The sequence below is a fragment of the Gryllotalpicola sp. CP2-P1 genome (genome assembly GCF_057512245.1).
The window spans coordinates 1-24150 of the sequence record NZ_JBLRDT010000018.1 but is presented as its reverse complement, the minus strand read 5'-3'; the positions used below and the strand labels follow the sequence as shown (position 1 = coordinate 24150).

General features: G+C 69.5%; 22 protein-coding genes and 1 tRNA gene. 10 read left to right on the top strand and 13 right to left on the bottom strand.

Annotation, left to right across the window (positions count from 1 at the left end; genetic code table 11):
- The 3 genes from ACM2XV_RS02915 to ACM2XV_RS02905 all read right to left on the bottom strand — a co-directional run.
- Positions 1–856, bottom strand: an 856-nt coding sequence (locus ACM2XV_RS02915; RefSeq protein WP_487025898.1) for an ABC transporter transmembrane domain-containing protein, incomplete at its 3' end; no start/stop codon positions are given.
- Positions 853–1926: a cytochrome d ubiquinol oxidase subunit II gene (gene cydB / locus ACM2XV_RS02910; RefSeq protein ID WP_487025897.1), complete on the bottom strand. Its 1074-nt coding sequence runs from the start codon at positions 1924–1926 to the stop codon at positions 853–855. The genes cydB and ACM2XV_RS02915, both read right to left, overlap by 4 nt.
- 15 nt (positions 1927–1941) lie before the next feature.
- The gene (locus ACM2XV_RS02905) at positions 1942–3501 is read right to left on the bottom strand and encodes a cytochrome ubiquinol oxidase subunit I (protein WP_487025900.1); all 1560 of its coding nucleotides are present in this window, start codon (positions 3499–3501) and stop codon (positions 1942–1944) included.
- Positions 3502–3634: 133 nt separating this feature from the next.
- Between ACM2XV_RS02905 and ACM2XV_RS02900 the strand changes: the two genes are divergently transcribed.
- The 3 genes from ACM2XV_RS02900 (at position 3635) to ACM2XV_RS02890 (ending at position 6114) form a co-directional block, all read left to right on the top strand.
- On the top strand, positions 3635–3976 hold the full coding sequence (locus tag ACM2XV_RS02900; protein WP_487025896.1) for a BlaI/MecI/CopY family transcriptional regulator: 342 nt from the start codon (positions 3635–3637) through the stop codon (positions 3974–3976).
- A 12-nt stretch (positions 3977–3988) separates the two neighbouring features.
- Positions 3989–4675, top strand: a complete 687-nt coding sequence (locus ACM2XV_RS02895) for a M56 family metallopeptidase (RefSeq protein ID WP_487025895.1) — start codon at positions 3989–3991, stop codon at positions 4673–4675.
- 179 nt (positions 4676–4854) lie between these two features.
- Positions 4855–6114, top strand: a complete 1260-nt coding sequence (locus ACM2XV_RS02890; protein WP_344777921.1) for an MFS transporter — start codon at positions 4855–4857, stop codon at positions 6112–6114.
- Here the strand turns inward: ACM2XV_RS02890 and ACM2XV_RS02885 are convergent.
- The 7 genes from ACM2XV_RS02885 to polA all read right to left on the bottom strand — a co-directional run bounded on the left by ACM2XV_RS02885 (position 6059) and on the right by polA (position 16100).
- On the bottom strand, positions 6059–7228 hold the full coding sequence (locus tag ACM2XV_RS02885; RefSeq protein ID WP_487025894.1) for an acyltransferase: 1170 nt from the start codon (positions 7226–7228) through the stop codon (positions 6059–6061). The genes ACM2XV_RS02890 and ACM2XV_RS02885 overlap by 56 nt on opposite strands.
- Positions 7225–8661, bottom strand: a complete 1437-nt coding sequence (locus tag ACM2XV_RS02880; RefSeq protein ID WP_487025893.1) for a class I adenylate-forming enzyme family protein — start codon at positions 8659–8661, stop codon at positions 7225–7227. Before ACM2XV_RS02880 ends, ACM2XV_RS02885 begins: the two co-directional genes overlap by 4 nt.
- A gap of 83 nt (positions 8662–8744) precedes the next feature.
- Positions 8745–9350: a GrpB family protein gene (locus ACM2XV_RS02875; RefSeq protein ID WP_487025892.1), complete on the bottom strand. Its 606-nt coding sequence runs from the start codon at positions 9348–9350 to the stop codon at positions 8745–8747.
- Between the two features lie 28 nt (positions 9351–9378).
- Positions 9379–9984, bottom strand: a complete 606-nt coding sequence (coaE, locus tag ACM2XV_RS02870; protein WP_344777913.1) for a dephospho-CoA kinase — start codon at positions 9982–9984, stop codon at positions 9379–9381.
- An 87-nt stretch (positions 9985–10071) separates the two neighbouring features.
- Complete coding sequence (rpsA, locus tag ACM2XV_RS02865; protein ID WP_487025891.1) at positions 10072–11520, bottom strand: 30S ribosomal protein S1; 1449 nt, start codon at positions 11518–11520, stop codon at positions 10072–10074.
- Between the two features lie 213 nt (positions 11521–11733).
- On the bottom strand, positions 11734–13404 hold the full coding sequence (locus ACM2XV_RS02860; protein ID WP_487025890.1) for a DUF885 domain-containing protein: 1671 nt from the start codon (positions 13402–13404) through the stop codon (positions 11734–11736).
- Positions 13405–13424: 20 nt separating this feature from the next.
- Entirely contained in the window at positions 13425–16100 is a 2676-nt protein-coding gene (gene polA, locus ACM2XV_RS02855) for a DNA polymerase I (protein WP_487025899.1), read from the bottom strand.
- An 84-nt stretch (positions 16101–16184) separates the two neighbouring features.
- Between polA and ACM2XV_RS02850 the strand changes: the two genes are divergently transcribed.
- From ACM2XV_RS02850 to ACM2XV_RS02840, 3 genes are all read left to right on the top strand, one after another.
- Entirely contained in the window at positions 16185–16598 is a 414-nt protein-coding gene (locus ACM2XV_RS02850; protein WP_487025889.1) for a PaaI family thioesterase, read from the top strand.
- A gap of 146 nt (positions 16599–16744) precedes the next feature.
- Entirely contained in the window at positions 16745–18178 is a 1434-nt protein-coding gene (locus ACM2XV_RS02845) for an AAA family ATPase (RefSeq protein ID WP_487025888.1), read from the top strand.
- Positions 18179–18389: 211 nt separating this feature from the next.
- Complete coding sequence (locus ACM2XV_RS02840) at positions 18390–18983, top strand: GNAT family N-acetyltransferase (protein WP_344777905.1); 594 nt, start codon at positions 18390–18392, stop codon at positions 18981–18983.
- Between the two features lie 50 nt (positions 18984–19033).
- On the opposite strand, the gene ACM2XV_RS02835 is transcribed toward ACM2XV_RS02840, so the two are convergent.
- Positions 19034–19645: an ANTAR domain-containing response regulator gene (locus ACM2XV_RS02835; RefSeq protein WP_344777904.1), complete on the bottom strand. Its 612-nt coding sequence runs from the start codon at positions 19643–19645 to the stop codon at positions 19034–19036.
- 134 nt (positions 19646–19779) lie between these two features.
- Between ACM2XV_RS02835 and ACM2XV_RS02830 the strand changes: the two genes are divergently transcribed.
- The 3 genes from ACM2XV_RS02830 to ACM2XV_RS02820 all read left to right on the top strand — a co-directional run bounded on the left by ACM2XV_RS02830 (position 19780) and on the right by ACM2XV_RS02820 (position 21484).
- Positions 19780–19862 (top strand) — tRNA-Leu (locus tag ACM2XV_RS02830).
- Positions 19863–20282: 420 nt separating this feature from the next.
- Positions 20283–20879, top strand: a complete 597-nt coding sequence (locus ACM2XV_RS02825) for a TolB family protein (protein WP_487025887.1) — start codon at positions 20283–20285, stop codon at positions 20877–20879.
- Positions 20816–21484, top strand: coding sequence for a S9 family peptidase (locus ACM2XV_RS02820; protein ID WP_487025886.1), 669 nt, complete (start codon positions 20816–20818; stop codon positions 21482–21484). Before ACM2XV_RS02825 ends, ACM2XV_RS02820 begins: the two co-directional genes overlap by 64 nt.
- A 271-nt stretch (positions 21485–21755) precedes the next feature.
- On the opposite strand, the gene ACM2XV_RS02815 is transcribed toward ACM2XV_RS02820, so the two are convergent.
- Positions 21756–22082: a hypothetical protein gene (locus tag ACM2XV_RS02815; protein WP_487025885.1), complete on the bottom strand. Its 327-nt coding sequence runs from the start codon at positions 22080–22082 to the stop codon at positions 21756–21758.
- 58 nt (positions 22083–22140) lie between these two features.
- Between ACM2XV_RS02815 and rlmN the strand changes: the two genes are divergently transcribed.
- Positions 22141–23352 carry a dual-specificity RNA methyltransferase RlmN gene (gene rlmN / locus ACM2XV_RS02810; RefSeq protein WP_344777889.1) on the top strand — a complete coding sequence of 404 codons (1212 nt, stop codon included), beginning with the start codon at positions 22141–22143 and terminating at the stop codon, positions 23350–23352.
- A 74-nt stretch (positions 23353–23426) separates the two neighbouring features.
- On the opposite strand, the gene ACM2XV_RS02805 is transcribed toward rlmN, so the two are convergent.
- The coding region (locus ACM2XV_RS02805) for an HAD family hydrolase (RefSeq protein ID WP_487025884.1) at positions 23427–24150 on the bottom strand (724 nt) is incomplete at its 5' end.

Sequence of the window (24150 nt, the reverse complement as noted above, 5' to 3'; positions counted from 1 at the left end):
CATGGAAGGCCGACCCGATGTCGCGGAACGGGGCATAGCACTCGGGTGCGAGCACGAGCGCGAGCAGCCCCGCCTCGAGCGGCATCGTGCCGGCGACCAGCCGCACGCCGACGAAGACGGCGACGACCGCGACCGAGAGGGTCGCGATCAGCTCGAGAGCGAGGGCCGAGAGGAACGCGGTGCGCAGTGTGCCGAGCGACGTCATGCGCCAGTCGTCCGAGAGCTTCCGCAGCGCCGCGCTCTGCTCGCGCACGCGCCCCAGGCCGATCAGCACGGGCAGACCGCGTGCCAGTTCGACCATGTGGTCGGACATGCGCGCGAGCGCGCTCGTCGCCGTCGCGACCGACTCGCGCGTATGGAGCCCGATCAGCACCATGAAGACGGGGATCAGCGGAATCGTCACCACCACGATCAGGGCGGAGACCCAGTCCGCGGTCAGGATCCGGATGCCGACGAGCAGCGGCACCGTGGCGGCGCCGACGAGCGTCGGCAGGAACACCGTGTAGTAGCGGTCGAGCTCGTCGAGGCCCGTGGTGGCGACCGTCGTCGTCGCGCCCACCGTGCCGCGGGCATCCGTCACTGCGCGATCCAGCACACGGCTACGCAACTTCTCTTTCACGCCCAGCGCGACGCGCGCGGATGCCGCCTGCAGCGCCCAGGTCGACAGGCCGCGCAGCGCGGCGCCGAGCAGCCCGACCCAGAGGGCGGAGCGCCAGGCATCCGTGTGGTCGAACAGCGCGGCGAGCCCCGCGGCCACGCCCTGGGCGACCAGCACGAGGCCCGCCGCCTTGACCGCCCCGAGCAGCCCGAGCAGATAGAGCGCGGGCCGCCCGAGGTCGTCGAGCAGCGGCTTCACTTGGCGAACGGCTGGCTCGCGGCGTCACTGCCGCCGGCCGCCGCCGCGACGGCGGCGCGGAACGGCGTGGACTCGGGGATCGCGTCGCCGCTCAGCCTCTTGCGGAACACCCAGTAGGTCCACGCCTGGTAGGCGAGCACGAGCGGAACCCCGATGAGCGCGACCCAGGACATGACCTCGAGCGTGTAGGGCGCTGCCGAGGCGTTCGTCACCGTCAGGTCGAAGGCGTGGTTGTTCGAGGCGGGCAGCACCACGGGGTACATCGCCTCGAAGATCGTCGCGACCCCGGCGACGATGAAGACCCCGAGGCCGAGGAACGCGAGGCCCTCGCGGCGCGCCCGCGCCTCGATCGCCCACCACACCACGGCCGCGACCCCGATCGCGAGCGTGACCCAGGCGATCGGATGCCCCGCCCGCACGGTGACCCAGATCGCCCAGAGCGCGATCGGCAGCAGGCAGAGGACGCCCCACGGCCACGCGAACGCGGCGGCACGCTCGCGCACGGGCCCCTCGGTCTTGAGGGCGAGGAAGTCGGCCGCGTGCACGAGCGCGAAGCCCACGACCGCGAGCCCGCCGAGCACGGCGTAGCCGTTGAACCATGCGAACGGGCCGCCGATCATGTCGCCGTTCCGGTCGAGCGGAAGACCGGTCGAGGTGAGCGCGAGGGCGGCGCCGACGCCGAACGCGGCGACGAACGACCCGAGGCCCAGGCACCAGGTCCACAGCTCGACCCAGCGCTGCGAGTCGCCCTTGCCCCGGTACTCGATGGCGACCGCGCGCAGGATGAGTCCGAGCAGCACGAGGATCAGCGGAATGTACAGCGCCGAGAACAGCGACGCGTACCAGAAGGGGAAGGCCGCGAACGTCGCCCCGCCGGCGGTGAGCAGCCACACCTCGTTGCCGTCCCAGACGGGCCCGATGGTGTTCAGCATGACGCGCCGGTCCTTCTCGTCGCGGGCGAGCAGCAGCATGTGCATCGCGACGCCGAGATCGAAGCCCTCGAGGAAGAGGTAGCCGGTCCACAGGACCGCGATCAGGATGAACCACAGCGTGGGCAGGAAGTCGACCATGAGCTCGCTCCTCTTCTAGTAGGCGAAGGCCAGGACGTCGTCGGGCGATTTCTGGCCGGTCCCGCCGCCGGGGGCATCCGTGTCGTCTGGCTTCTTGCCCAGCTCGGGGATCGCGCTCGCCGCGCCGCCGCGCACGTACTTCGTGATCAGCCAGGCCTCGACGATCATGAGGATCAGGTAGAGGCCGCCGAGCGACGCGATCGAGAACACGAGCTCCCCCGCCCCCACCGACGGAGAGTTCGCGACCTGCGTCAGCAGGAACAGCTTGTCGTCGCCCGTGGGGTTCGGGGCGACGACGAAGGGCTGGCGCCCCATCTCGGTGAACACCCAGCCCGCCGAGTTGGCGGCGAACGGCGCGAGGATGCCGAGCAGGGCGAGCCGCATCACCCACTTCGAGCGCGGCACCGTGCCCTTCCGGGTGAGCCACAGCGCGACGAGCGCCGCGAAGGCGGCGAGGCCGCCGAGGGTGATCATGACGCGGAATCCCCAGTAGGTCACGGGCATGAGCGGCACGTAGTTGATCTCGTTGCCGTTCGATGCGTGCGTTCCGTAGCGCTCCTGGTAGATCGGGATGAGCTGGTTCACGCCCTTCACGGGGGTGTCGAAGTTGCCGTTCGCGAGGAACGACAGCACCCCGGGCACGACGATGACGTCGTGCACGCTGTGGCAGCTCTCGGCGTTCCAGGCGCCGAACGAGAGCACCGAGAAGTCGGTTGTCGTGTCGCAGGCGGCCTCGGCCGCGGCCATCTTCATGGGCTGCTGCACGAACATGAGCTTGCCCTGCTGATCGCCCGTGATGAAGACGAAGGCGAAGGCGACGATCGCGACCACCGATCCGACCCGCAGCGAGCCGAGCCAGAGCCGGTGGTCCGCACGGTCGCGCCCGGGGATCGCGGCGTTCTCGCCGGGGATCACGCGGCCGTCGGCATCGACGCCGTCGATGCCGTCCTTGCGGCGCTGCCACAGCTGGTACCAGCTGATGCCGAGCAGGAACATGCCGCCGACCATCAGCGACCCGAGGATCGTGTGCAGGAACGACCAGACCGCGGTGTTGTTGGACAGGATCGCCCAGACATCCGTCATCACGGGCTGGCCGTGCTCCATCGTCACGCCGACCGGATGCTGCATCCACGAGTTCGCGACGATGATGAAGTACGCCGAGACGATCGAGCCGGCGACGGCGATGCAGAGCGTGGCGGTGTGGATGCCCTTGGGCAGCCGGCCCCAGCCGAAGATCCACAGGCCGAGGAAGGTCGACTCGAGGAAGAACGCGAGCAGCGCCTCCATGGCGAGCGGTGCGCCGAAGATGTTCCCGACGAAGCGCGAGTACTGCGCCCAGGCGAGGCCGAACTGGAACTCCTGCACGATGCCGGTGGCGACGCCCATCACGAAGTTGATCAGGTAGAGCTTCCCCCAGAACTTCGTCGCCCGGTAGAAGCGCGCGTCGCCGGAGCGGTGCCAGCGGATCTGGAAGTAGGCCACGAGCGGGCCGAGGCCGATGGTGAGCGGCACCATCCAGAAGTGGTAGACGGTCGTGATGCCGAACTGCCAGCGGGCGATCAGCACGGGGTCCAGCGCGGTCAGATGCACTGTCGTGTCCTCTCGGACGTTTCCGCCCTTCCGGGCGACGGATGAGAAAGGCGCCGGCTCTCGCCGACTTCTACATAACGTAGAACTTGTTACTTTCTACCACGCGTAGAATAACGGCGTGGCATCGCTAGGGGAACTGGAACGCTCGGTCATGGATCTGCTCTGGCAGTCGACCGGTCCGCTGGCCGCGACCGAGGTGCGCGACGCACTTCCCGGCTCGCCCGCGATCACCACGGTGCTGACGGTGCTCACCCGCCTCGAGGGCAAGGGCTTCGTCACCCGCGACCGCGAACGCCGGCCGCATCTCTTCGGCGCGACGCTGAGTCGCGACGACTACATGGCCGAGCTGATGCACGAGGTGCTGACCTCGGCGCCCGACCGCGAGGCTGTGCTGGCGCGGTTCCTGGGGCGCGCGAGCAAGAGTGAGACCGACCATCTCCGCAAGCTTCTCGGGTCGTAAGGCGCCGACGCAGTGACGAAAGTCCTGATCCCCGCCGCGATCGCGATTCTGCTCGCGTGGCCCGTGCCAGTCCTGCTCGCGCGGGCGCGCTGGGCGGTGCGGATGCCTGCGCTGGCCATGCTCTGCTGGCAGGCCATCGCCGTCGCCGGCGGGCTCTCGATGATCGGCGCCCTGTGGTTCATCTCGCAGGGCGCGGCCGCCCTGCTCGCCCTGCACCTGCTGCTCAACCTCGGCCTCACCGCGGTGGGCACCAGCAGGCAGCGCCGCCGCCACCGCCAGCTCGTCGACCTGCTGTCGACGCCGATGCCCGACCGCCCGGGCACCCGCCTGATCGAGAACGAGGCGCCGGTCGCCTACTGCCTGCCCGGCGCGCCGCGTTCCGTCACGGTGCTCTCCGACGGCCTGCTGCGCCTGCTCTCCGACGACGAGCTCGCGGCCGTCGTCGCCCACGAGCGCGCCCACGTGACCCAGCACCACCACATCGTTCTCATGGCGTTCAAGGCCTGGCGCACCGCGCTCCCCTGGTTCCCCATCGCGAGCCGCGCGGAAGAGGCGGTCGCGCTTCTCGTCGAGCTGCTCGCCGATGACGACGCGCGCCAGGTCGTCCCCGACAGCGTGCTCGCCTCAGCGGTCACGGCGGTCGCGGGCGCGGATGCCGCAGCGGTGGCGCCCCGCGTCGCGCGGCTCATGCGCGCCTGACGCACGATCTTGAACAGATCCTGAACTCAATCTGTCGAATCCGGGGTACCGGGCTGATAGCAAGGTTGAGAACAGACCACGCCTGACGCACCGATCGGACCTGCACGTTGAGCTCTCAGACATCCCTCTCCCGTCCCAAAGCGGCCGCGACGCCGATCCTCCACCGCGTCAGGGGAAAGGTGCTGCTGCTCCTGTGCGTCATGTACGCCATCGCGTACCTCGACCGCACCAACATCTCCACCGCCGGGCCGACGATCATGCAGGCCCTGCACCTCAACGCGACGCAGTTCGGCATCGCGGTGTCGGCGTTCTCGATCCCCTACGCCCTGCTGCAGATCTTCGGCGGCAACATCGGCGAGCGCTTCGGCGCGCGCAAGTCCCTGTTCTGGATCGGCGTGCTGTGGGGCGTCGCGACGATCGCGACCGGATTCTCCGTCGGGCTGTGGTCGCTCGTGGGTGCGCGCCTGCTGCTCGGGCTCACCGAGTCGGCGGCGTTCCCGACCGCGACGAGCGCCATGGCGCGCTGGGTGCCGCCGGACCGCAACGGCTTCGCCCAGGGCGTCGTGCACTCCGCGTCGCGTCTCGGCAACGCCGTCGCGCCGCTCGTCGTCGGCGGCCTGATCATCTGGGGCGACAGCCTGAACACCTTCGTCGCCGGCTGGCAGATCTCGTTCCTGCTCATCGGCCTGCTCAGCGTCGTGTGGGCGCTGCTGTGGATGATCTCGTACCGCGACCGCCCGCGGAACCACCCCAAGGTCACCGCCGAGGAGCTCTCCGAGATCCCGCGCGAGCTCGAGAAGGCCGCTCGCCCGGCCACGCCGTGGGGGCGTCTCGTCCGCACGATCCTGCCGGTGAGCATCGTGGACTTCGGCTATGGCTGGGTGCTCTGGGTGTTCCTCACCTGGATCCCGACGTTCCTCGCCGACACCTTCAACCTGCCGCTGTCGAAGTACGCGCTGTTCACGTCTCTCGTGCTCGTCGGCGGTGTGGTCGGCGACACGGTCGGCGGAATGTTCGCCGACTTCCTGCTGCGGCGCACGGGGAATCTGCGCAACTCGCGGCGCACCGTGCTGCTCATCGGGCTCATCGGCTCGCTCGCGTGGCTCACGCCGCTGCTGTTCCAGCACACGCTCACCGTCGCGACGATCTCGCTGTCGCTCTCGTTCTTCTTCCTCGAGCTGTGCAACGCGACGCTCTGGGCGATCCCGATGGATGTCGCGCCCGAGTGGTCGGGCACGGCGAGCGGCATGATGAACACCGGCTTCGGCATCGCCGGCATCTTCTCGCCCATCGTGTTCGGCGCGATGGTCGACTCGGTCGGCTGGCAGTGGCCGTTCGGCATCTCGATCGCCCTGCTCGCGCTGTCGGCGGTGGTCGCCGCCGTCATGAAGCCGCGACGGGTGCTTCCGCGCGGCGTCGCCGAGGTGGACGCCCCGTGAACCAGAGGCTCGCCGGGCTGCGCCGCAGCAGCTCGGTGAGCCCGATCGCCCCGAGCACGACGATCAGGTAGGCGCACAGACTGCGCCACGGGTCGGGCACGGCACGTGCGAACCACTCGTCGCCGGCCCACAGCAGCGTCCACAGGATCAGCGGGTGCGACAGGAAGATGCCGAACGATCGGTCGGTCGCCGTGTCGACCGACCGGGCGAGCAGACTGCCCTCCCTGCGCCGATCCGACCACACGCTGCCGATCGCGGCGAAGCCGAGCCCCACGCCGACGCCCCAGACCACGATGGCCGGCTGCACCGGCGAGCCGGCCGAATAGAGGCTCGCGCCCGTCGCCACCTGGATCGCGAAGACCCCCAGGTAGACCAGGCCGCAGGCGAGGGTGATGAGGCCGACCTTGCCGCGGTTCCGGGCGATCCAGCCGAGGAACCCCTCGCCGTGGTCGGCGCACACGGCTCCCGCGAGGATGAAGAAGCTGTAGCTGAAGAAGTACTGCTTGTCGTAGGCGACGAAGCCGGGCAGCACGTCGGGCCAGTAGTGGTACCAGCTCATCAGCGCGAGCTGCACGACGGCGGCCGCGCCGAGCAGCACCAACTGCCCCCGGCCCCTGGTCTTCTTGACCAGCCAGGCGATCACCGGCACGAGCAGATACACCTGCATCGTCACGAGCAGGAAGTAGAGGTGGTACCACGCGGTGCCCGTCAGCACGGCCCTCACATAGTCGAGCACGAATCCGCCGAAGGACGGGTCGTGGTGGGTGCGCGGGTAGTCGTAGATCACGAGATACACGAGCGACCACACGAGGTAGGGCACGCCGACCAGCAGGAAGCGCCGCGGCCAGAACTTCCTCATCGGCACCGGTTTGTGGAAGTAGCTCCACATCAGCACGAAGCCCGTGATCCAGAAGAACGGCTCGCGCGTGAAGTGCAGCAGCGCGAGCAGCACGTGCAGCGGGACGTCGTCGGCGTCGACGGTGTGGCTGATGGTGTGCACGCCGATCACTGACGCGAAGGTCAGGATGCGGATGATGTCGATCTCGTGGATGTGCCGGCGCTTCCGCACCGGCGTGCTCTTCGGCTCGGCGGCCGGCTCCGTCGCCTCCGTCATTCGGCGCCCTCCTCGAACGCGGCGCGGAGCCGGGCGCGTTGTACCTTCCCCGTCGCCGCACGGGGCAGGTCCTCGGTCACGATGATCTCGACGGGCCGCAGATGCCTCGGCAGCTCGGCCGAGGCACGCTCGGTCAGCGCGGCGGTCAGGCCGGCGGCATCCGTCTCGGCATCGGCGGCGATGACGTACGCGACGGGCACTTCGCCGAGCACGGGGTCGGGGCGGCCGACCACGACGGCTTCGCGCACGCGCGGGTCGCGCAGCAGCGCGTCCTCGACGTCGGCCGGGTACACGAGCTCGCCGCCGCGGTTGATCACGTCGTCGCTGCGGCCGAGCAGAGTGACGAAGCCGTCGGCGTCGACGCGGCCCACGTCGCCGGTGCTGAGCCAGCCGTCCGCATCGAAGCGGTCGGCCGCGACGCCGCCGAAGTAGCGCGAGATGACGCCGTCGCCGTGGATCCAGAGCGCGCCGACGGATGCCGCAGGAAGCACCGCCCCCTCGTCGTCGCGCACCTCGACCTGCGCCCCGACTGGGCGCCCGACCGATCCGGCGGGCGCCGAGCCGTCGAGCGGTGTCGCCGTGATCTGGCTGGCGGCCTCGGTCATGCCATAGCTGATGACGAGCGGGATGCCCGCGAACGCCGCGGCCACGGGCTCGGGAAGCGGCGCCGATGCGCTGCGGATGAAGCGCAGCCCCTCGGGCACGTCGATCGGGCCCTTCGCGAGGATCGCGAGGATCGCCGGAACGGCGTTGATCCACGTGATGCGGCGTTCGCGCATGAGCTGCCAGAAGCCCGTGCGGTGGAAGCGCCGGTCGAGCACGAGGGTCGAACCGGCCACGAGGGTCGCGAGCACAGCGACGACCTCGGCGTTGATGTGGAAGAGCGGAAGCGGGTTGTAGCCGCGGTCGCCCGGTGCCAGGGCGTTGTGCGCGGCGACCGCGCGGGCCACATGCAGCAGCTGCGCCTCGCCCAGCTCGACGCCCTTCGGCGTGCCGGTCGACCCCGAGGTGAACAGCACCGCGCTGCCCGATACGGCGTCTCCGAGGCGCTCGGGGCCGGTGTCGGCGGCGGCGGGCAGGTCCGAGAGTCGGCGCACGATGACGGTCCTGCCGTCGAACTGCCCGCGCAGCGTCTCGAGCGCTCCGTCTGACAGATCGGGTGCCACCGGGGCGACGCGCAGCCCCGCGGCGAGAGCGCCGAGGTAGCTCAGGGCGAAGTCGATCGGGTCCTCCGCGGCGATCAGCACGGCACCGTCGGCGCCGAGAGCGGCGGCACGCGCGGGCAGGTCGGCGAGCTCGCCGTAGCGCACGACGCGCTCCGAGCGGGCGTCCTCGAGGAACACGGCGGCCGGTGACTCTGCCGCCCTCTTCGCGATCAGTTCGGCGAGTGTCCCGCCGTCTCCCCCACTCGAACTTTTCGCGCTTTGTACCACCTGACCAGCCTACGTGGCGCTTCTGAGTCGCTTTGGTGTGTTCGTCATCGCGCCCCTAAAAGGCGCGTTCTTCCGCACAGCGCTCAGTCGAGGAAGCCCGCCGCGCGGAAGGCGCGCCCGTAGATCTCGCGGATCACGCCCTCTTTCCTCTGGTTGTAGTCCATGACGAGACCTCGCCCGCGGGTGGTCGCCTCGGCCGCCTCGCGCTTGGCTGCGGCGTAGAGCTCGCGGTCCGCGCCGCTGCTGCGCAGCCAGTCGCGGAAGACCGTGTGCTTCACGGTCTCGGGGCTGTCGGGGCCGAAGACGTGGACGTTCGCGGCGGGGGCGGCGCCGCGCACCAGCCGGTGCTCATGCCACCACGGCTCGCGTACCGTCAGCACGAAGCCTGCGGCCTGCAGCTGCGGCAGCCAGCCGGCCTCGTGCGCGGGGGCGGCCACGGTCAGATCGAGATCGATGACGGGCTTGGCCGGCAGGCCGGGCACCGACGTCGAGCCCACATGCTCGATCCGCAGCGCGCGGGTGCCGAGCGCGGCCGCAATGCGTGCGCCGACCGCGGCGGCCTGCGCGGGCCAGCTCGGGTCGTAATTCACCAGCGTGATCGGTGCGGCAACCGGCTCGACGACCCACGGGCTCGCACCGGGCGGCGGCGGCGAGTCGTCGAAGCTGAGGATCTCGTCGATGGTGGGCATCAGGGGATCCTATCGAGGGGCATCCTCGCTACGCAGCGCGCAGCGTCGCCCAGAGCTCGTCGACGGCGTCGAGCAGCTCCTCGCGGGTGCCGTCGTTGTCGAGCACCACGTCGGCGACGGCCAGACGCTCGGCATCCGTCGCCTGCGACCCGACGCGCGCCTCGGCCTCGGCCCGGCTCATGCCGCGGTCGGCGACCATGCGGCGCACGCGCTCGTCGCGGCTCGCGTTGACGACGATCACCTGCTCGAAGCTCATGGGGCGCTCTGCGGATGCCTCGACCAGCAGGGGCACGTCATAGATGACGATCGCGTCGGGGTCGTCCGCCTCGATCGCGCGCAGCTTCGCCTGCCCCAGCTCCCACACGGCCGGGTGCGTGATGTCGTTGAGCTTCTTCAGCGCAGCGGTGTTGTTGAACACGATCGACCCGAGCGCGGGGCGGTTCAGCGTGCCGTCGGGCAGCAGAAGGTGCTCGCCGAACTCGGCGACGATCTGCGCGAGCGCCGGCTGCCCCGGCTCGACGACCTCGCGGGCCAGCTTGTCGGCGTCGAGGATGACGGCGCCGTGCTCGGCGAGTCGTGCGGACACGGTGGACTTTCCCGAGGCGATGCCCCCGGTGAGGGCGATGAGCTTCACGGCCTCCACGTTACCGGCATGCGAAAGGGGCCGGGTCCTTGCGGACCCGGCCCCGATGCTCACTGCTCAGCTAGCGCTGCGGCAGCCTTAGTTGCTCGAGAGCTTCTCGCGCAGAGCGGCGAGCGACTCGTCATCGGCGAGGGTGCCGGTCGCAGCCGACTCGGTCGAGAACGACGACGAGCTGGACGGGCCGGTGTTGTTCGCCTCTTCCTCGAGCTGGCGGGCGACCTGCTTCTTGTGGGCCTCCCAGCGGGCCTGAGCGGCCGCGTAGTCGGCCTCCCACTTGGCGCGCTGCTCCTCGAAGCCTTCCTTCCACTCGCCGGTCTCGGCGTCGAAGCCCTCGGGGTACTTGTAGTTGCCCTGCTCGTCGTACTCGGTCGGCATGCCGTAGAGCGCCGGGTCGAACTCGGTGCCCTCGGGGTCGACGCCCTCGTTGGCCTGCTTCAGCGAGAGGCTGATGCGGCGGCGCTCGAGGTCGATGTCGATGACCTTGACGAAGACCTCTTCGCCGACGGACACGACCTGCTCGGCGAGCTCGACGTGCTTGCCCGACAGCTCGGAGATGTGGACGAGGCCCTCGATGCCGTCGGCGACGCGGACGAATGCGCCGAACGGAACGAGCTTCGTGACCTTACCCGGGGCGACCTGGCCGATCGCGTGGGTGCGGGCGAAGACCTGCCACGGGTCCTCCTGCGTGGCCTTGAGCGACAGCGAGACGCGCTCGCGGTCGAGGTCGACCTCGAGGATCTCGACGGTGACCTCCTGGCCGACCTCGACGACCTCGCTGGCGTGCTCGATGTGCTTCCAGCTGAGCTCGGAGACGTGGACGAGGCCGTCGACGCCACCGAGGTCGACGAACGCACCGAAGTTGACGATCGACGAGACGACGCCCTTGCGGACCTGGCCCTTGTGGAGGTTGTTGAGGAAGGTGGTGCGCGACTCGGACTGCGTCTGCTCGAGCAGGGCGCGGCGCGAGAGGACCACGTTGTTGCGGTTCTTGTCGAGCTCGAGGATCTTCGCCTCGATCTCCTGGCCGAGGTACGGCGTGAGGTCGCGCACGCGGCGCAGCTCGATCAGCGACGCGGGCAGGAAGCCGCGGAGGCCGATGTCGACGATCAGGCCGCCCTTGACGACCTCGATGACCTGGCCGGTCACGACGCCGTCGGCTTCCTTGATCTTCTCCACATCGCCCCAGGCGCGCTCGTACTGAGCCCGCTTCTTCGACAGGATCAGACGGCCTTCCTTGTCCTCCTTCTGGAGAACGAGGGCCTCGACGGTGTCGCCGACGCCGACGACCTCGCTGGGGTCGACGTCGTGCTTGATGGAAAGCTCACGAGAGGGGATGACACCCTCGGTCTTGTAACCGACGTCGAGGAGGACCTCGTCGCGGTCGACCTTCACAACGGTGCCTTCGATGAGGTCACCGTCGTTGAAGAACTTCAGAGTCTTCTCGACCGCGGCAAGAAAGTCCTCAGCAGAGCCGATGTCGTTGATGGCGACCTGCTTGGCTGCCTTTTCGGTCGTAGTGGTAGTCATTGAGTGGTTACTCCGGGATGGACATGAATCAGGCCCGAAACGATGGCACCGAGTGTTTGTGAACACGCCCCGCTTCAGGCGAGCGGATATAGAAGTCACGAATGTGACGTTCAAGTTTACCTGATTTGAAACGGATGCCTCAACGCGGGCATTCCCGGTCCGCGAGAGCGGATGCCTCCCGGAAGGCATCCGCTCTCGCGCCGCTGGCGGACTTCAGCCGAGCAGTGCGGTGCGCAGGGTGTCGAGGCCCACACCGCCCATGTCGAGCGCCTTCTTGTGGAACGCCTTGACGTCGAACGCGTCGCCTTCCCGCGCCTTCAGCTCGTCGCGGATCTGCTCCCACACGCGCTGGCCGACCTTGTAGGACGGGGCCTGGCCCGGCCAGCCGAGGTAGCGGTTCACCTCGAAGTTGACGAAGCCCTGCTCCATGTTGACGTTGCGGCCCATGAAGCCGAAGGCGTAGTCGCCCGTCCAGATTCCGGAGCCGTCGGGCAGCGGCTTCTCGAGGTGCACGCCGATGTCGAGTACGACGCGGGCAGCGCGCATGCGCTGGCCGTCGAGCATGCCGAGGCGGTCGGCGGGGTCGTCGAGATAGCCGAGCTCTTCCATCAGCCGCTCGGCGTAGAGCGCCCAGCCCTCGGCGTGGCCCGAGGTACCGGCGAAGCGGCGCCAGGCGTTGAGCTGCGCCTTGTTGTAGACGGCCGTGCCGAGCTGAAGGTGGTGACCGGGAACGCCCTCGTGGTAGACGGTCGTGAGCTCGCGCCACGTGTCGAACTCGGTGACGCCCGGCGGCACGCTCCACCACATGCGGCCGGCGCGCGAGAAGTCGTCGGCCGGCGGGGTGTAGTAGATGCCGCCGTTCTGCGTCGGCGCGATCATGCACTCGAGGGTGCGGATCTGCTCGGGAATGTCGAAGTGGGTCCTGCCGAGCTCGGCGACGGCGCGGTCGCTGGTCTCCTGCATCCAGCGCTGGAGCGCCTCGGTGCCGTGCAGCTTGCGGCTCTGGTCGGAGTCGAGGAACTCGATCGCCTCGCGGACCGACGCGTCGGGCTTGATCTGCTTCGCGATCGCCTCCTGCTCGGCGACCATGCGCGCGAGCTCTTCGATGCCCCACTCGTAGGTCTCGTCGAGGTCGATCTTCGCGCCGAGGAAGCCGCGGCTCGCGAGCGAATAGATGTCGCGCCCGACGGCGTCGCGCTCTGGCGCCTCGTGCTGCAGCTCGTCGTCGAGGAAGTAGCTGAGCTCGCCGTAGGCGGCGGCTGCGGCCTGCGCGCCCCGCTGCAGGTCGGCCTTGACCGAGTCGGGAAGCTCGGAGCCGTCGGCGCTCTTCGCCTCGCCTGCGAGCGTGAAGAAGAAGCCGTCGCGGGAGTTGAGCTCGTCTGCTTGCTGGATGCCGATGTGCACCTGCCGCGCCGCGGGGGCGTTCCCGCTGGACATGCCGACGCGCAGCGACTCGATGTAGCCGCGGATCGCGGCGGGCACGTTGGCCATGCGCTTGGCGATCACGGCCCAGTCGTCGGCGCTCGCGGTCGCCGAGAGGTCGAACACGTCGCGCAGGTTCTGCAGCGGCGAGGCGATGTTGTTGAGGTCGCGCTGCCAGAAGCCCGCCTCGTGCTTCTCGATCTCAAGCTCGAGCTCGCGGGTGAGGTCGAGCTTCGTGACCGTGTCGGTCTCGTCGGTGGGCTCCGCTGCCTGGATCTCGGCGAGGGCCCGGCGAGCGGCGTCAGCGGCCTGCTGATGACCGGCAGGCGAGTAGTCGCCGTACTCGCCCTCGCGGCCGGGTCGGCCGAGGTACACGCGCATCTCGGGGTACAGGTCGAGGCTGGTGTCGAGCCACCGCTCGGCGATGGCGTCGATCTCTGTCGGAGTGCGTTCGTCGCTCATATGTCGACCCTATCCAGTCTCTAGTGGGCGGCTTCGTCCCAGTTGGCGCCCCGGCCGACCTGCACGGTCAGCGGCACACTCAGGTCGGCCGCACCGGCCATGCGGCGGGTGACGATCTCTTCGAGCGTGTCCCACTCCCCCGGCGCCACCTCGAAGATGAGCTCGTCGTGCACCTGCAGCAGCATGCGCGACTCGAGCGAGGCATCCGCCATGTCGCTCGCCACGCCCAGCATCGCGATCTTCATGATGTCGGCGGCCGAGCCCTGGATCGGCGAGTTGAGCGCCGCGCGCTCGGCGTTGTCGCGCAGCACACGGTTCAGGCTGTTGAGATCGGGGAACGGGCGCCGGCGGCCGAAGATCGTCTCGGTGTAGCCGTCGACCTTCGCCTGGGCGACGACGTTGCGCAGGTAGTCGCGCACCCCACCGAAGCGCTCGAAGTAGTCGCTCATGAGCTGCTTCGCCTCGCCCTGCGAGATGCGCAGCTGCTTGGCGAGGCCGAACGGGCCGAGGCCGTAGGCGAGGCCGTACGACATGGCCTTGACCTTCGAGCGCATGATCGGCGTCACCTCTTCCGGCGGAACGCCGAAGACGTGCGAGCCGACGAAGCGGTGCAAGTCCTCGCCTTCGGTGAAGGCGGCGATCAGACCCTCGTCTGCCGAGAGGTGCGCCATGATGCGCATCTCGATCTGGGAGTAGTCGGCCGTCAGCAGGCATTCGAAGCCCTCGCCGGCGACGAAGGCGGAACGGATCTGCTTGCCGGTCTCGGACCGCACGGGGATGTTCTGCAGGTTGGGGTCGTTGGACGAGATGCGCCCGGTGGCCGCCCCGACCTGGTCGTAGGTCGTGTGGATGCGCCCGTTCGCGTCGATCGACTTCTCGAGGGTCTCGATCATCTGCCGCAGCTTGGTCGCGTCGCGGTGACGCAGCAGCGCGTCGAGGAAGACGTAGCCGGGGGTGTCGGCGTCGACCTTCTCTTGCAGGTCGGCGAGCGAGTCGGCATCCGTCGAGTACCCGGTCTTCGTCTTGCGCGTGAACGGCAGCTGCAGCTCGTCGAACAGCACGGTCTGCAGCTGCTTCGGGCTGCCCATGTTGACCTCGTGCCCGATGGCCGCGTAGGCGGCCTGCTGGTAGGTGTCGACCCAGCCGCTCAGCACCTCGCGCTGGCCGCGCAGCACCTCGGCGTCGACGGCGACGCCCGTCAGCTCCATCTTCGCGAGCACCTCGACGAGCGGCACCTCGATCGTCTCGTAGACCTGCTTGGTGCCCGGGGCGAACGCGATGTCGAGGTCGTCGGCGATGCGCAGCACGTACCAGGCCTGGCTCGCCGCGCTGATCGGCTCGGAGTCGGGCACGAGCTGGTTCGGGTCGGGCGTCGGCAGGCTCTCGCCGAGCACCTCGTAGACCTGGTCGGCGAGGCTGGCGGGCGCCTTCGCCGGGTTCAGGATCGCACCGGCGACGCGGGTGTCGCCCGCCACGCCGCGCACGGGCAGACCCGCACGAGCGGATGCCTCGATCTGCGGCTTCGCGTTGAAGAAGAGCTTCGGCTGCGACGGGTCGGCGAGCCACGCGGCGAACGCCTCGTAGTCGCCGGTGCCCTCCTTGAACGGCACATAGGCGCTGTCGTCGGCGATCGACAGGCCGTAGCCCGCGATGCCGGCGGGGCCGTAGTCGAGCTGCACCGCGACGGGCTGCGTGCCGCCCTCTTTGTCGACGGATGCCGCGGCCAGCCAGTGCGCGAGCTCTTCGTCGACGAGGGTGCGCACCGGGGGCGCCGTCTCGATCTCGGGCTCGGCGACCGGCTCGGTCGAGGCGCCGTCAGGTGAAGCATCCGTCGACCCGAGCTTGAGCACCCGGTCGAGAAGCGTGCGGAATTGCAGTCGCCCGAAGACCTCGCGCACCGCCTGCTCGTTGATCGCGCGGCGCTCGAGGTCGGCGGGGCCGACCGGCAGCTCGACGTCGGTGACGAGCCGGTTGAGGCGGCGATTGCGCAGCGCGTTCTCTTTCTGCTCGCGCAGTTTCTCGCCGACGACGCCCTTGATCTCGTCGGCATGGGCGACGATCTCGTCGACGGTGCCCCACTGGGCGATCCACTTCGCAGCGGTCTTGGGGCCGACCTTGTCGACGCCGGGCAGGTTGTCGGCTTTCTCGCCCGTGAGTGCCGCGAGCTCGGGGTACTGGTGGGGCCACACCATGTACTTGTCGTAGACGGCCTGCGCGTCGTAGCGCTTCAGCTCGCTGACACCGAGCACGCTCGGGTAGAGCACGGTCGTGCTGTCGCCGACGAGTTGGAAGCTGTCGCGGTCGCCCGAGACGACGAGCACCTCGAAGCCCTGCGCCGCGCCCTGCGTGGCCAGCGTGGCGAGGATGTCGTCGGCCTCGAAGTCCTCTTTCTGAAGCCACTGCACGTTCATCGCGGTGAGCGCTTCCTGCAGAAGCGGCACCTGGCCGATGAACTCGGGCGGCGTCTCGCCGCGGCCGCCCTTGTATTCCGGGTACTCGCGGGTGCGGAACGAGTAGCGGCTGATGTCGAAGGCGACGCCGAGGTGCGTCGGCTCATGGTCTTTCAGGAGCTTCAGCAGCATGGAGATGAAGCCGTGGATCGCCTCGGTGTGCTGCCCGTCGTCGGTGACGAAGCGGCCAGCCGGCAGCAGCGCGAAGAACGCCCGGAACGCCAGCGAATGGCCGTCGATGATCATCAAAGTAGGCTTCTTGGGCGTATCTGGCACGGGTCAAAGCCTAGCGATGGCCACCGACACCGGCCCCGTCTCGAAAGGACCTCAGTGACCGACGACGTCGAGTGGTACATCTCGCGCGGGCAGGGCGCGCTCGCCGACAGGATGGGCATCGAGATCCTCGAGTTCGATCGTGAGCATGCGGTGGCGCGGATGCCTGTCGAAGGCAACACGCAGCCCCTCGGTCTCGTGCACGGCGGCGCCTACTGCGTGCTCGGCGAGTCGCTCGGTTCAATGCACGCGAACTACCTCGCGCAGCAGGGCGGCGAGGGCCGTTTCGCCGTCGGCGTGGACATCAACGCGACGCACACGGGCTCGGCGACCTCGGGGTGGGTCACGGGAACCTGCCGCGTCCTGTCCGCGGGGCGGACGATCACGGTGCACGAGATCGTGGTGACCGACGAGGCCGGGCGGCGCCTGTCGACGATCCGCATCACGAACCTGACCCGCGAGCGGAAGTAGCGCGGGCGGCTTCTCGACCGTCTGTCAGGTGCGGAGGCCGCTACCCCTGATCAGGGATGCTGCGCGCACAGGCATCCGATCACGAGAATGAGGCCGTGAGCCTCAGCGAGTTCGACCGTGACGTACTTCGTGCCTTCCAAGCGTTCATGGAGCGCGCGGTCGGGCAGGTCGACGAAGCGGGGTCGCGCACGCCGTTCGGCGACCGCCTCGCCGCCCATCTGGGAACAGCGCCAGAGCGGCTGCCCGTTGTTGCCGAGGCGATCGCCGAGCACCGGCTCGTCGACGCCGATGTGGCGCTGCGCGAGTTGAGCGGAGGCGACCCGGATCGCCTGATCGGCGTCAGCGGGGGCAGTATGCGCATGCACAGCGGGCTTCCCGAGCTGGTCGCGCACACGCACGCGCGCTTCGATGTCGGCCCGGTCGACTTCGTCGCCGCCGCATCGGGGCCGAGCGCGACGACCCAGGTGGTCTCGTTCGGCGCGTGGCTACTCGAGTTCGACGGAACGCCGGTCGTGGTTCTCCAGCGCGCCGCCGCCCATGAGTTCGGCCGGCAGGCCGCAACTCTCGAGGTGCTCGCCCCGTCGCCAGAGGTGGCCGCAGCGCTGCTCGAAAGGGTGCGCACCCTGATGGTGGAGCTCAGTGTGCTGCGCGGGAAGGTCCTCTCGTTCCACGCGACCGAGTACGGCAACGCCGCAGGGGCCACCTTCCTCGAGCGCCCGCGCGTGGCCGCCGACGATGTCGTTCTGCCACCGGGGGTGATGGAAATGATCGACGGGCACGTCGTCGGGATCGCGGCCTACCGCGAGCAGTTGCGCGCGGCCGGTCAGCATCTGAAGCGCGGTGTGCTGCTGTACGGGCCGCCGGGCACCGGCAAGACATTGACAGTGCGACGGATTCTGTCGGCGACCGAAGGGGTCACGGCCGTCGTGCTCACCGGCGAGAGCATCCAGTTCATCGGCGCAGCCACCGAGATCGCCCGCACGTTCCAGCCGTCGCTCGTCGTGCTGGAGGACATCGACCTCGTTGCCATGCAGCGCCATATGACGCCGCAGCCGCTGCTGTTCGAGGTGCTGGACGCGCTCGACGGGTTGGACGGCGACGCGGACGTCGCGTTCATCATGACCACGAACCGGGTCTCGGTGCTCGAGAAGGCGCTCGCACAGCGGCCCGGCCGCGTCGACCTCGCAGTGGAGATCCCCCTGCCGGATGCGGCTGCACGCAAGGAGCTGTTCCGCCGCTATGCGCAGCGTCTAGATCTTCCGGACGAGGCTTTGGATGACGCGGCAGCGCGGGCCGAGGGAGTGACCGGCTCCTTTGCCAAGGAGCTGATGCGACGAACCGCGCTCGCCGCGGCGCGCGAGTCGGTGCCGGCTACCGCAGACCACCTGAAGCGGGCCCTCGACGATTTGCTCTCCGCGAGCGCTGAACTGACGCGCGCGATGCTCGGCACGCCGCGGGCACCAGAGCAGTCGGTCGACGACGAGCCGGACGATATGGGCCAGCGGTTCGTCGCGTTCGGTCCTGGTGCGCGCGCCTTCATGACGACCGCGAGCTTCGAGCTCGCGCCCGACGAAGAGTAGTGACTCGAGGCGCGCCGCGTTCACCCGCCTGCCCGGCCGGCAGCACGACGAGGAATCGGCGCGCCGACTTGAGCGCAGCGAGGTCTTGCTCGAAGAGTTCCTGAACCGCACGGCTCTCCAGAGCCGCGGCATCCGCCACGAAGAAGTCCGTCATGGGAAGACGGTATCGGTCCACCGGCACCGATCCCCGTTCCTCGCTAGCGTGGCCTGCATGGATCCGCTGAGCGCTGTGACCTGGCCGCTGCGAACCGAGCGCCTGAGCATCCACCGCGCGACCACCGCCGATGCCGAGGCGACCTGGGTCTGGCGCAGGCTTCCCGAAGTCGGCGAGTGGATCTCGAGTGCGCCCGCCGACTTCGAGACCTACCGCTTGCGGTTCGCCGAGCCCGCACGGCTGCTGAATGAGCTCGTCATCGGGCTCGAGGACTCGGCCGACCCTGGCAACCGCGGACGGCTCATCGGCGACCTCATGGTGCGCATCGAAGACGGCTGGGCGCAGGCCGAAGTGCTAGAGCGGGCCCGCAACGCGCAGGCCGAGCTCGGCTGGACGCTCGACCCGGACTTCCAGGGCCGCGGCTATGCGACCGAGGCCGTGCGCGCGGTGATCGGCGCCTGCTTCGGCCCACTCGGGCTGCACCGCGTCTATGCCGGCTGCTTCGCCGCGAACGAGCCGTCCTGGCGGGTCATGGAGCGCCTCGGCATGCGCCGCGAGGAGTTCAGCCGCAAGTCCAGCCTGCACCGCTCGGGCGAGTGGCTGGACGGGATCGTCTACGGCCTGCTCGCCGAAGAATGGCAGGACCGATAGATGCGAAGAGCGGATGCCGGCAGGCATCCGCTCTTCATATCTGAAACGCGCTACTTCTTGGCTGTGCCCGGCGCGAGCTGGTCGATGATCGCCTTCGCGACGTCGTGCATGGTGAGGCGGCGGTCCATGGACGCCTTCTGGATCCACCGGAACGCCTCGGGCTCGGTGAGACCCATCTTCTCGTTGAGCAGGCCCTTGGCGCGGTCGACGAGCTTGCGGGTCTCGAAGCGCTCGGCGAGGTCGCTGACCTCGGCTTCGAGCGTGATGATCTGCTGGTAGCGGGCGAGCGCGATCTCGATCGCGGGCAGCAGGTCGTTGGGCGTGAACGGCTTCACCACGTAGGCGAGGGCGCCGGCCTCTGAAGCGCGCTCAACGAGCTCCTTCTGGCTGAATGCGGTCAGCAGCACGACGGGCGCGATGTGGTTCTTGCCGAGGCGGTCTGCCGCCTCGATGCCGTCCATCTTCGGCATCCGCACGTCCATCACCACCAGATCGGGGCGCAGCTCGGTCGCGAGCGCCACGGCGGTCTCGCCGTCACCCGCCTCACCGACGACCTCGAAACCGTTGTCACGCAGGATCTCGACGATGTCGAGGCGGATGAGGGATTCGTCTTCGGCAACGACGACGCGGCGGGGCGCGTTGTTCTCCGGCTGGTCAGTCACGGTTCAAGCGTATACGAGCGGTGCGGCACGGCCCTGAAGACGCGGTCACGCCGGGCGTGTGGCCGGGTGTTGTGGCCCGGCCTGCGACGCGCGGTGCGTCTGCCTGTCTGCGGTATCTTCGAGAGGCGGTGTCGGCCGGCGTGGCGGAATGGCAGACGCGGAGCACTCAAAATGCTTTGTCCGAAAGGGCGTGTGGGTTCGAGTCCCACCGCCGGCACCGGCCCGGGTTCGTAAGCTCGGGGCATGAGCGAGCCGATCACCGCGCCTTATGGCGAGTGGGAGTCCCCGATCACCGCGGCCGACGTGGCCACTGCCGGCAGCGGCGCGACCTCGCCCCATTTCGTCGGCGACGAGGTCTGGTGGCTCGAGTCCGTCCCTGCGGAGTCCGGCCGATACGCCGTGCGGCGGCGGCGCGCGGACGGTCTGGTCGAAGACCTGCTGCCCGCGCCGTGGAATGCGCGCAGCCGCGTGCACGAGTACGGCGGGGGCGCCTGGGCACCGGCCGGCCGCGATGTCGTCTTCGTCGAGTTCCGCGATCAGCGGCTCTACCGGCTGACGCCGGGCGAGGAGCCGGTTCCGCTCACCCCCGGCCGAGGGCGGCTTCCGCTTCGGCGGCATCTCGATCCACGGCGACGCGGTGCTCGCGATCCGCGAGACCCACACGGGCGACGGGCCGAGCGACCTCACCCGCGATATCGTCCTCGTTCCGCTCGACGGGGCGGCGGTGGCGGATGCCTCGCGCATCACTTCTGTCGTCGCGGGGTCGTGGTTCCTCGCCCACCCGGCCTTCTCCCCCGACGGCACACGGCTCGCGTGGGTGGCCTGGGACCACCCGAACATGCCGTGGGACGGAACCGAACTTCGTGTCGGCGAGATCGGTGCAGACGGCCGGGTGTCGTCGTGGCGGGCAGTGCTCGGCGGGACGACCGAGTCGGTGCTGCAGCCCGAGTGGCACTCCCCCGACGAGCTCTACGCGGTCAGCGACCGCAGCGGCTGGTGGAACCTCTATCGCGTGCCGCTCGACGGCGAGCCCGAGAACCTCGCGCCGAGGGCGCGCGGCGCGAGGTGCATGCCGTGGTGTACCGCCCGCGGAATCCGGGGTTCCGCGCGCCGGCGGGCGAGCTGCCGCCGTTCATCGCGCTCGTGCACGGCGGCCCGACCAGCCGCAGCGTGCCCGCTCTTCAGCCCTCGATCGCCTACTGGACGAGCCGCGGCATCGGCATCGTGGCCGTGAACTATGGCGGCTCGACGGGGTACGGGCGCGAGTACCGCGAGCGCCTGCGCGGGCAATGGGGCGTCGTCGACGTGGAGGACACGATCGCCGCCGTGCGCGGCCTCGCCGAGGCCGGGGTCGCCGACGGCGCGCGGCTGCTCATCAGGGGCGGATCGGCCGGCGGCTGGACGGTGCTGTCGGCGCTGACGCAGTCCGACGCATTCGCCGCCGGAGCGTCCTACTTCGGCGTCGCCGAGCTCACCGAGTTCGCGAAAGAGACGCACGACTTCGAGTCGCGGTACCTCGACGGGCTCATCGGGCCGCTGCCCGAGGCATCCGACCTCTACCTCTCGCGCGCCCCTATCAGCAACGTCGACAAGCTCGCGACGCCCGTGCTGCTGCTGCAGGGGCTGGATGACCCGATCGTGCCGCCCTCGCAGGCCGAGCGGTTCATCGAGGCGCTGGCGTCGAAGGGCATCCCGTACGCGGCCCGCTTCTACGAGGGCGAGTCGCACGGATTCCGCAAGGCCGAGACGCTGATCGACGCGAACGAGGCCGAGCTCTCGTTCTACGGCCAGGTGCTCGGCTTCACTCCCCCGGGCGTTCCCCCGATCGAGCTGCGCTGACGGCGCCGGAGTCGGCAGTCCCGGACCCGATGGCCGGGCCGGGCGCCGCCCACACCGGCCCCGTACATGTCAAGGCGTCGATCCGGTCGATGAGCGCGACCTATGGTCGGTGGCTATGACGACGACGGAGACGTCCATGACCACGGCGGACTGCCCGATCTGCGGAGCCGCGCTGCGTCACGCCGGAACGGCATTGCGCTGCGACGACTGCGAGGTCGATTACGTGGACAACACGGACGAGTGACTGCGGGCGGGCCCGCCCATGAACGGGCTACGCCACCCGGAAGTCCGCGCCTTCGAGGGCGCGAACGATCCGGCCGCGCCGGAACGACGACACGAAGGCGATCGCCTCGCCCGCGCCGTACTCCCAGTGGATGCGCACGCCGAGCGGGACCCGCGTGATGAGCATGATGTCGCCGCGCTCGATGAACTCGGTCGTGGTGAGGGCCCGCACGAGGAGCCCGTTCTCGTAGACCTCGAAGCGCCGCGGGGCGGGGAAGCCCGCGCTCACCGGAAACCCGGCGAGATTGACGCCCACGCTCCACGGCCTGATGCGCGCGAGCAACGCGCCGCGGTCGGCGTCTTCGGACTCGCCCATGTCACCACGCTAGTGAGTGGCGGGGCGCCGCCCAGCGAGCGCCTGAGAGAATGGGCGTATGACTGAGCACACGACGGCCGCGCATCGGACGCGCCCGCAGGTCCGCCCCAAGGCCGAGGGCTGGACCCAGGCGACGGATGCCGGCGGCCGGCCGCTGCTGCAGTTTCGCCAGCCCCGCCGCGCGCAGCCCGAGACGCACCTCGCCGATCTGACGCTCGAGGAGCGAAAGGCGAAGCTCATCGAGCTGGGATTCCCCGCGTTCCGCGCCACCCAGCTCAGCACGCACTACTTCGAGCACTACACGGTCGACCCCGACGAGATGACCGATCTTCCGGCATCCTCTCGTCACGAGATCGTCGAGAAGATGCTGCCGCCCCTGCTCACCGAGGTGCGCCGCCTGCGCACCGACAAGGGCGAGACGATCAAGTTCCTGTGGCGCCTCTTCGACGGCGCGCTCGTCGAGTCGGTGCTGATGCGCTACCCCGGCCGCGTCACACTGTGCGTCTCGAGCCAGGCCGGCTGCGGAATGAACTGCCCCTTCTGCGCGACGGGCCAGGCGGGGCTCACCCGCAACCTCTCGACGGCTGAGATCGTCGACCAGGTCGTCGCCGCGAACCGCGCCATCGCGAACGGCGAGCTCGGCGGACTGCGCAAAGACGGCGGCTTCGACTCGCCGCGCGTCACCAACATCGTCTTCATGGGCATGGGCGAGCCGCTCGCCAACTACAAGCGGCTCATGAACGCCGTGCGCCGCATGGTGGCGCCCGCGCCCGAGGGGCTCGGCATGAGCGCGCGTCACATCACGGTGTCGACGGTCGGCCTCGTGCCCGCAATCCGCAAGCTCGCCGACGAGGACCTTCCGCTGACCTTCGCCCTCTCGCTGCACGCCCCCGACGATGTGCTGCGCGACGAGCTGATCCCCGTGAACGACCGCTGGAAGGTCGACGAGGCGCTGGACGCCGCGCGGTACTACTTCGAGAAGACCGGCCGCCGGGTCTCGATCGAGTACGCGCTCATCAAGGACATGAACGACCACGCGTGGCGCGCCGACCTGCTCGCCGAGAAGCTCAACGCGCGCGGTCGGGGCTGGGTCCACGTGAACCCGATTCCCCTGAACCCGACGCCGGGGTCCATCTGGACGTCGTCGGAGCCCGAGGTGATGAGTGAGTTCATCCGGCGGCTCGAGGTCGCGGGGATTCCCACGACCCTCCGCGACACCCGCGGCAAGGAGATCGACGGTGCCTGCGGGCAGCTCGCCGCCGCGGAATAGGGTCTCCATTCGGCTTCGCCGAGTCGACCGGCGTTGGGCTTCGCCGAGTCGATCAGCGCGGCGCGCGCGACCGCTCAGGCCCGCTCCGCCGCCATCAGGATGATGTAAGCCGCATCGCGCAAGTCGTGGGCGACGCCGTTGGATGCCTGCGAGTGCACGAGCACGGTGCCGAAGCCGAGCCGCGTCGCCCCCTCGATGTCGGCCTCGAGGTTGTCGCCCACCATCCACACCGGTGCTGTCGGCTCGGGCTCGCCCAGCGCCCGCAGGGCGATGCGGAAGATCTCGGGGTGCCCTTTCTCGTAGCCCACCTCGGCGCTCGAGATGATGGCATCGAAGTACGACGCGATGCCGAGCCCGGCCACGATCCGGCGCAGCTCGGGCACGGCGTTGCTGACGATCGCCAGCCGCCAGCCCTCCTCCTGCAGCGCCTCCAATGCGTCGGTGGTCTCGGGGAACAGCTCCCACTCGGCCGGGTCTGAGAAGCGCGGGCGCACGGCAGCCACCGCCTGCTCGGCGATCTCGGCATCGACGCCGGCGTAGACGCACGACATCAGCAGCACGGGCTCGAGCCGGCCCCACCACGCGTCGGGGTCGCCGTTCAGCTCGGGGTGGGGCTCATCGGGGTGGTGCCAGGGGAAGCCGCCCTCGAGCCCGGCCCACAGGTCGGACGCGGTGACGGGCGTCTGCGGGTCGTGCGCCCGCACGACGTCGAGCAGGATGCGACCGAAGCTGATCCAGGGTCGCCTCGCGAGCGTGCCGTCGAAGTCGAACAGGACGATCCCCGCCATGGGCCGACTG

What these genes read in the sequence shown, in the direction of transcription:
- cydB (WP_487025897.1), bottom strand. Translation starts at nt 1,926, where the DNA reads ATGGTCGACTTCCTGCCCACGCTGTGGTTCATCCTGATCGCGGTCCTG.
- ACM2XV_RS02885 (WP_487025894.1), bottom strand. Translation starts at nt 7,228, where the DNA reads ATGACGGAGGCGACGGAGCCGGCCGCCGAGCCGAAGAGCACGCCGGTG.
- ACM2XV_RS02875 (WP_487025892.1), bottom strand. Translation starts at nt 9,350, where the DNA reads ATGCCCACCATCGACGAGATCCTCAGCTTCGACGACTCGCCGCCGCCG.
- rpsA (WP_487025891.1), bottom strand. Translation starts at nt 11,520, where the DNA reads ATGACTACCACTACGACCGAAAAGGCAGCCAAGCAGGTCGCCATCAAC.
- ACM2XV_RS02860 (WP_487025890.1), bottom strand. Translation starts at nt 13,404, where the DNA reads ATGAGCGACGAACGCACTCCGACAGAGATCGACGCCATCGCCGAGCGG.
- polA (WP_487025899.1), bottom strand. Translation starts at nt 16,100, where the DNA reads ATGATCATCGACGGCCATTCGCTGGCGTTCCGGGCGTTCTTCGCGCTG.
- ACM2XV_RS02845 (WP_487025888.1), top strand. Translation starts at nt 16,745, where the DNA reads ATGGAGCGCGCGGTCGGGCAGGTCGACGAAGCGGGGTCGCGCACGCCG.
- ACM2XV_RS02840 (WP_344777905.1), top strand. Translation starts at nt 18,390, where the DNA reads ATGGATCCGCTGAGCGCTGTGACCTGGCCGCTGCGAACCGAGCGCCTG.
- ACM2XV_RS02815 (WP_487025885.1), bottom strand. Translation starts at nt 22,082, where the DNA reads ATGGGCGAGTCCGAAGACGCCGACCGCGGCGCGTTGCTCGCGCGCATC.
- rlmN (WP_344777889.1), top strand. Translation starts at nt 22,141, where the DNA reads ATGACTGAGCACACGACGGCCGCGCATCGGACGCGCCCGCAGGTCCGC.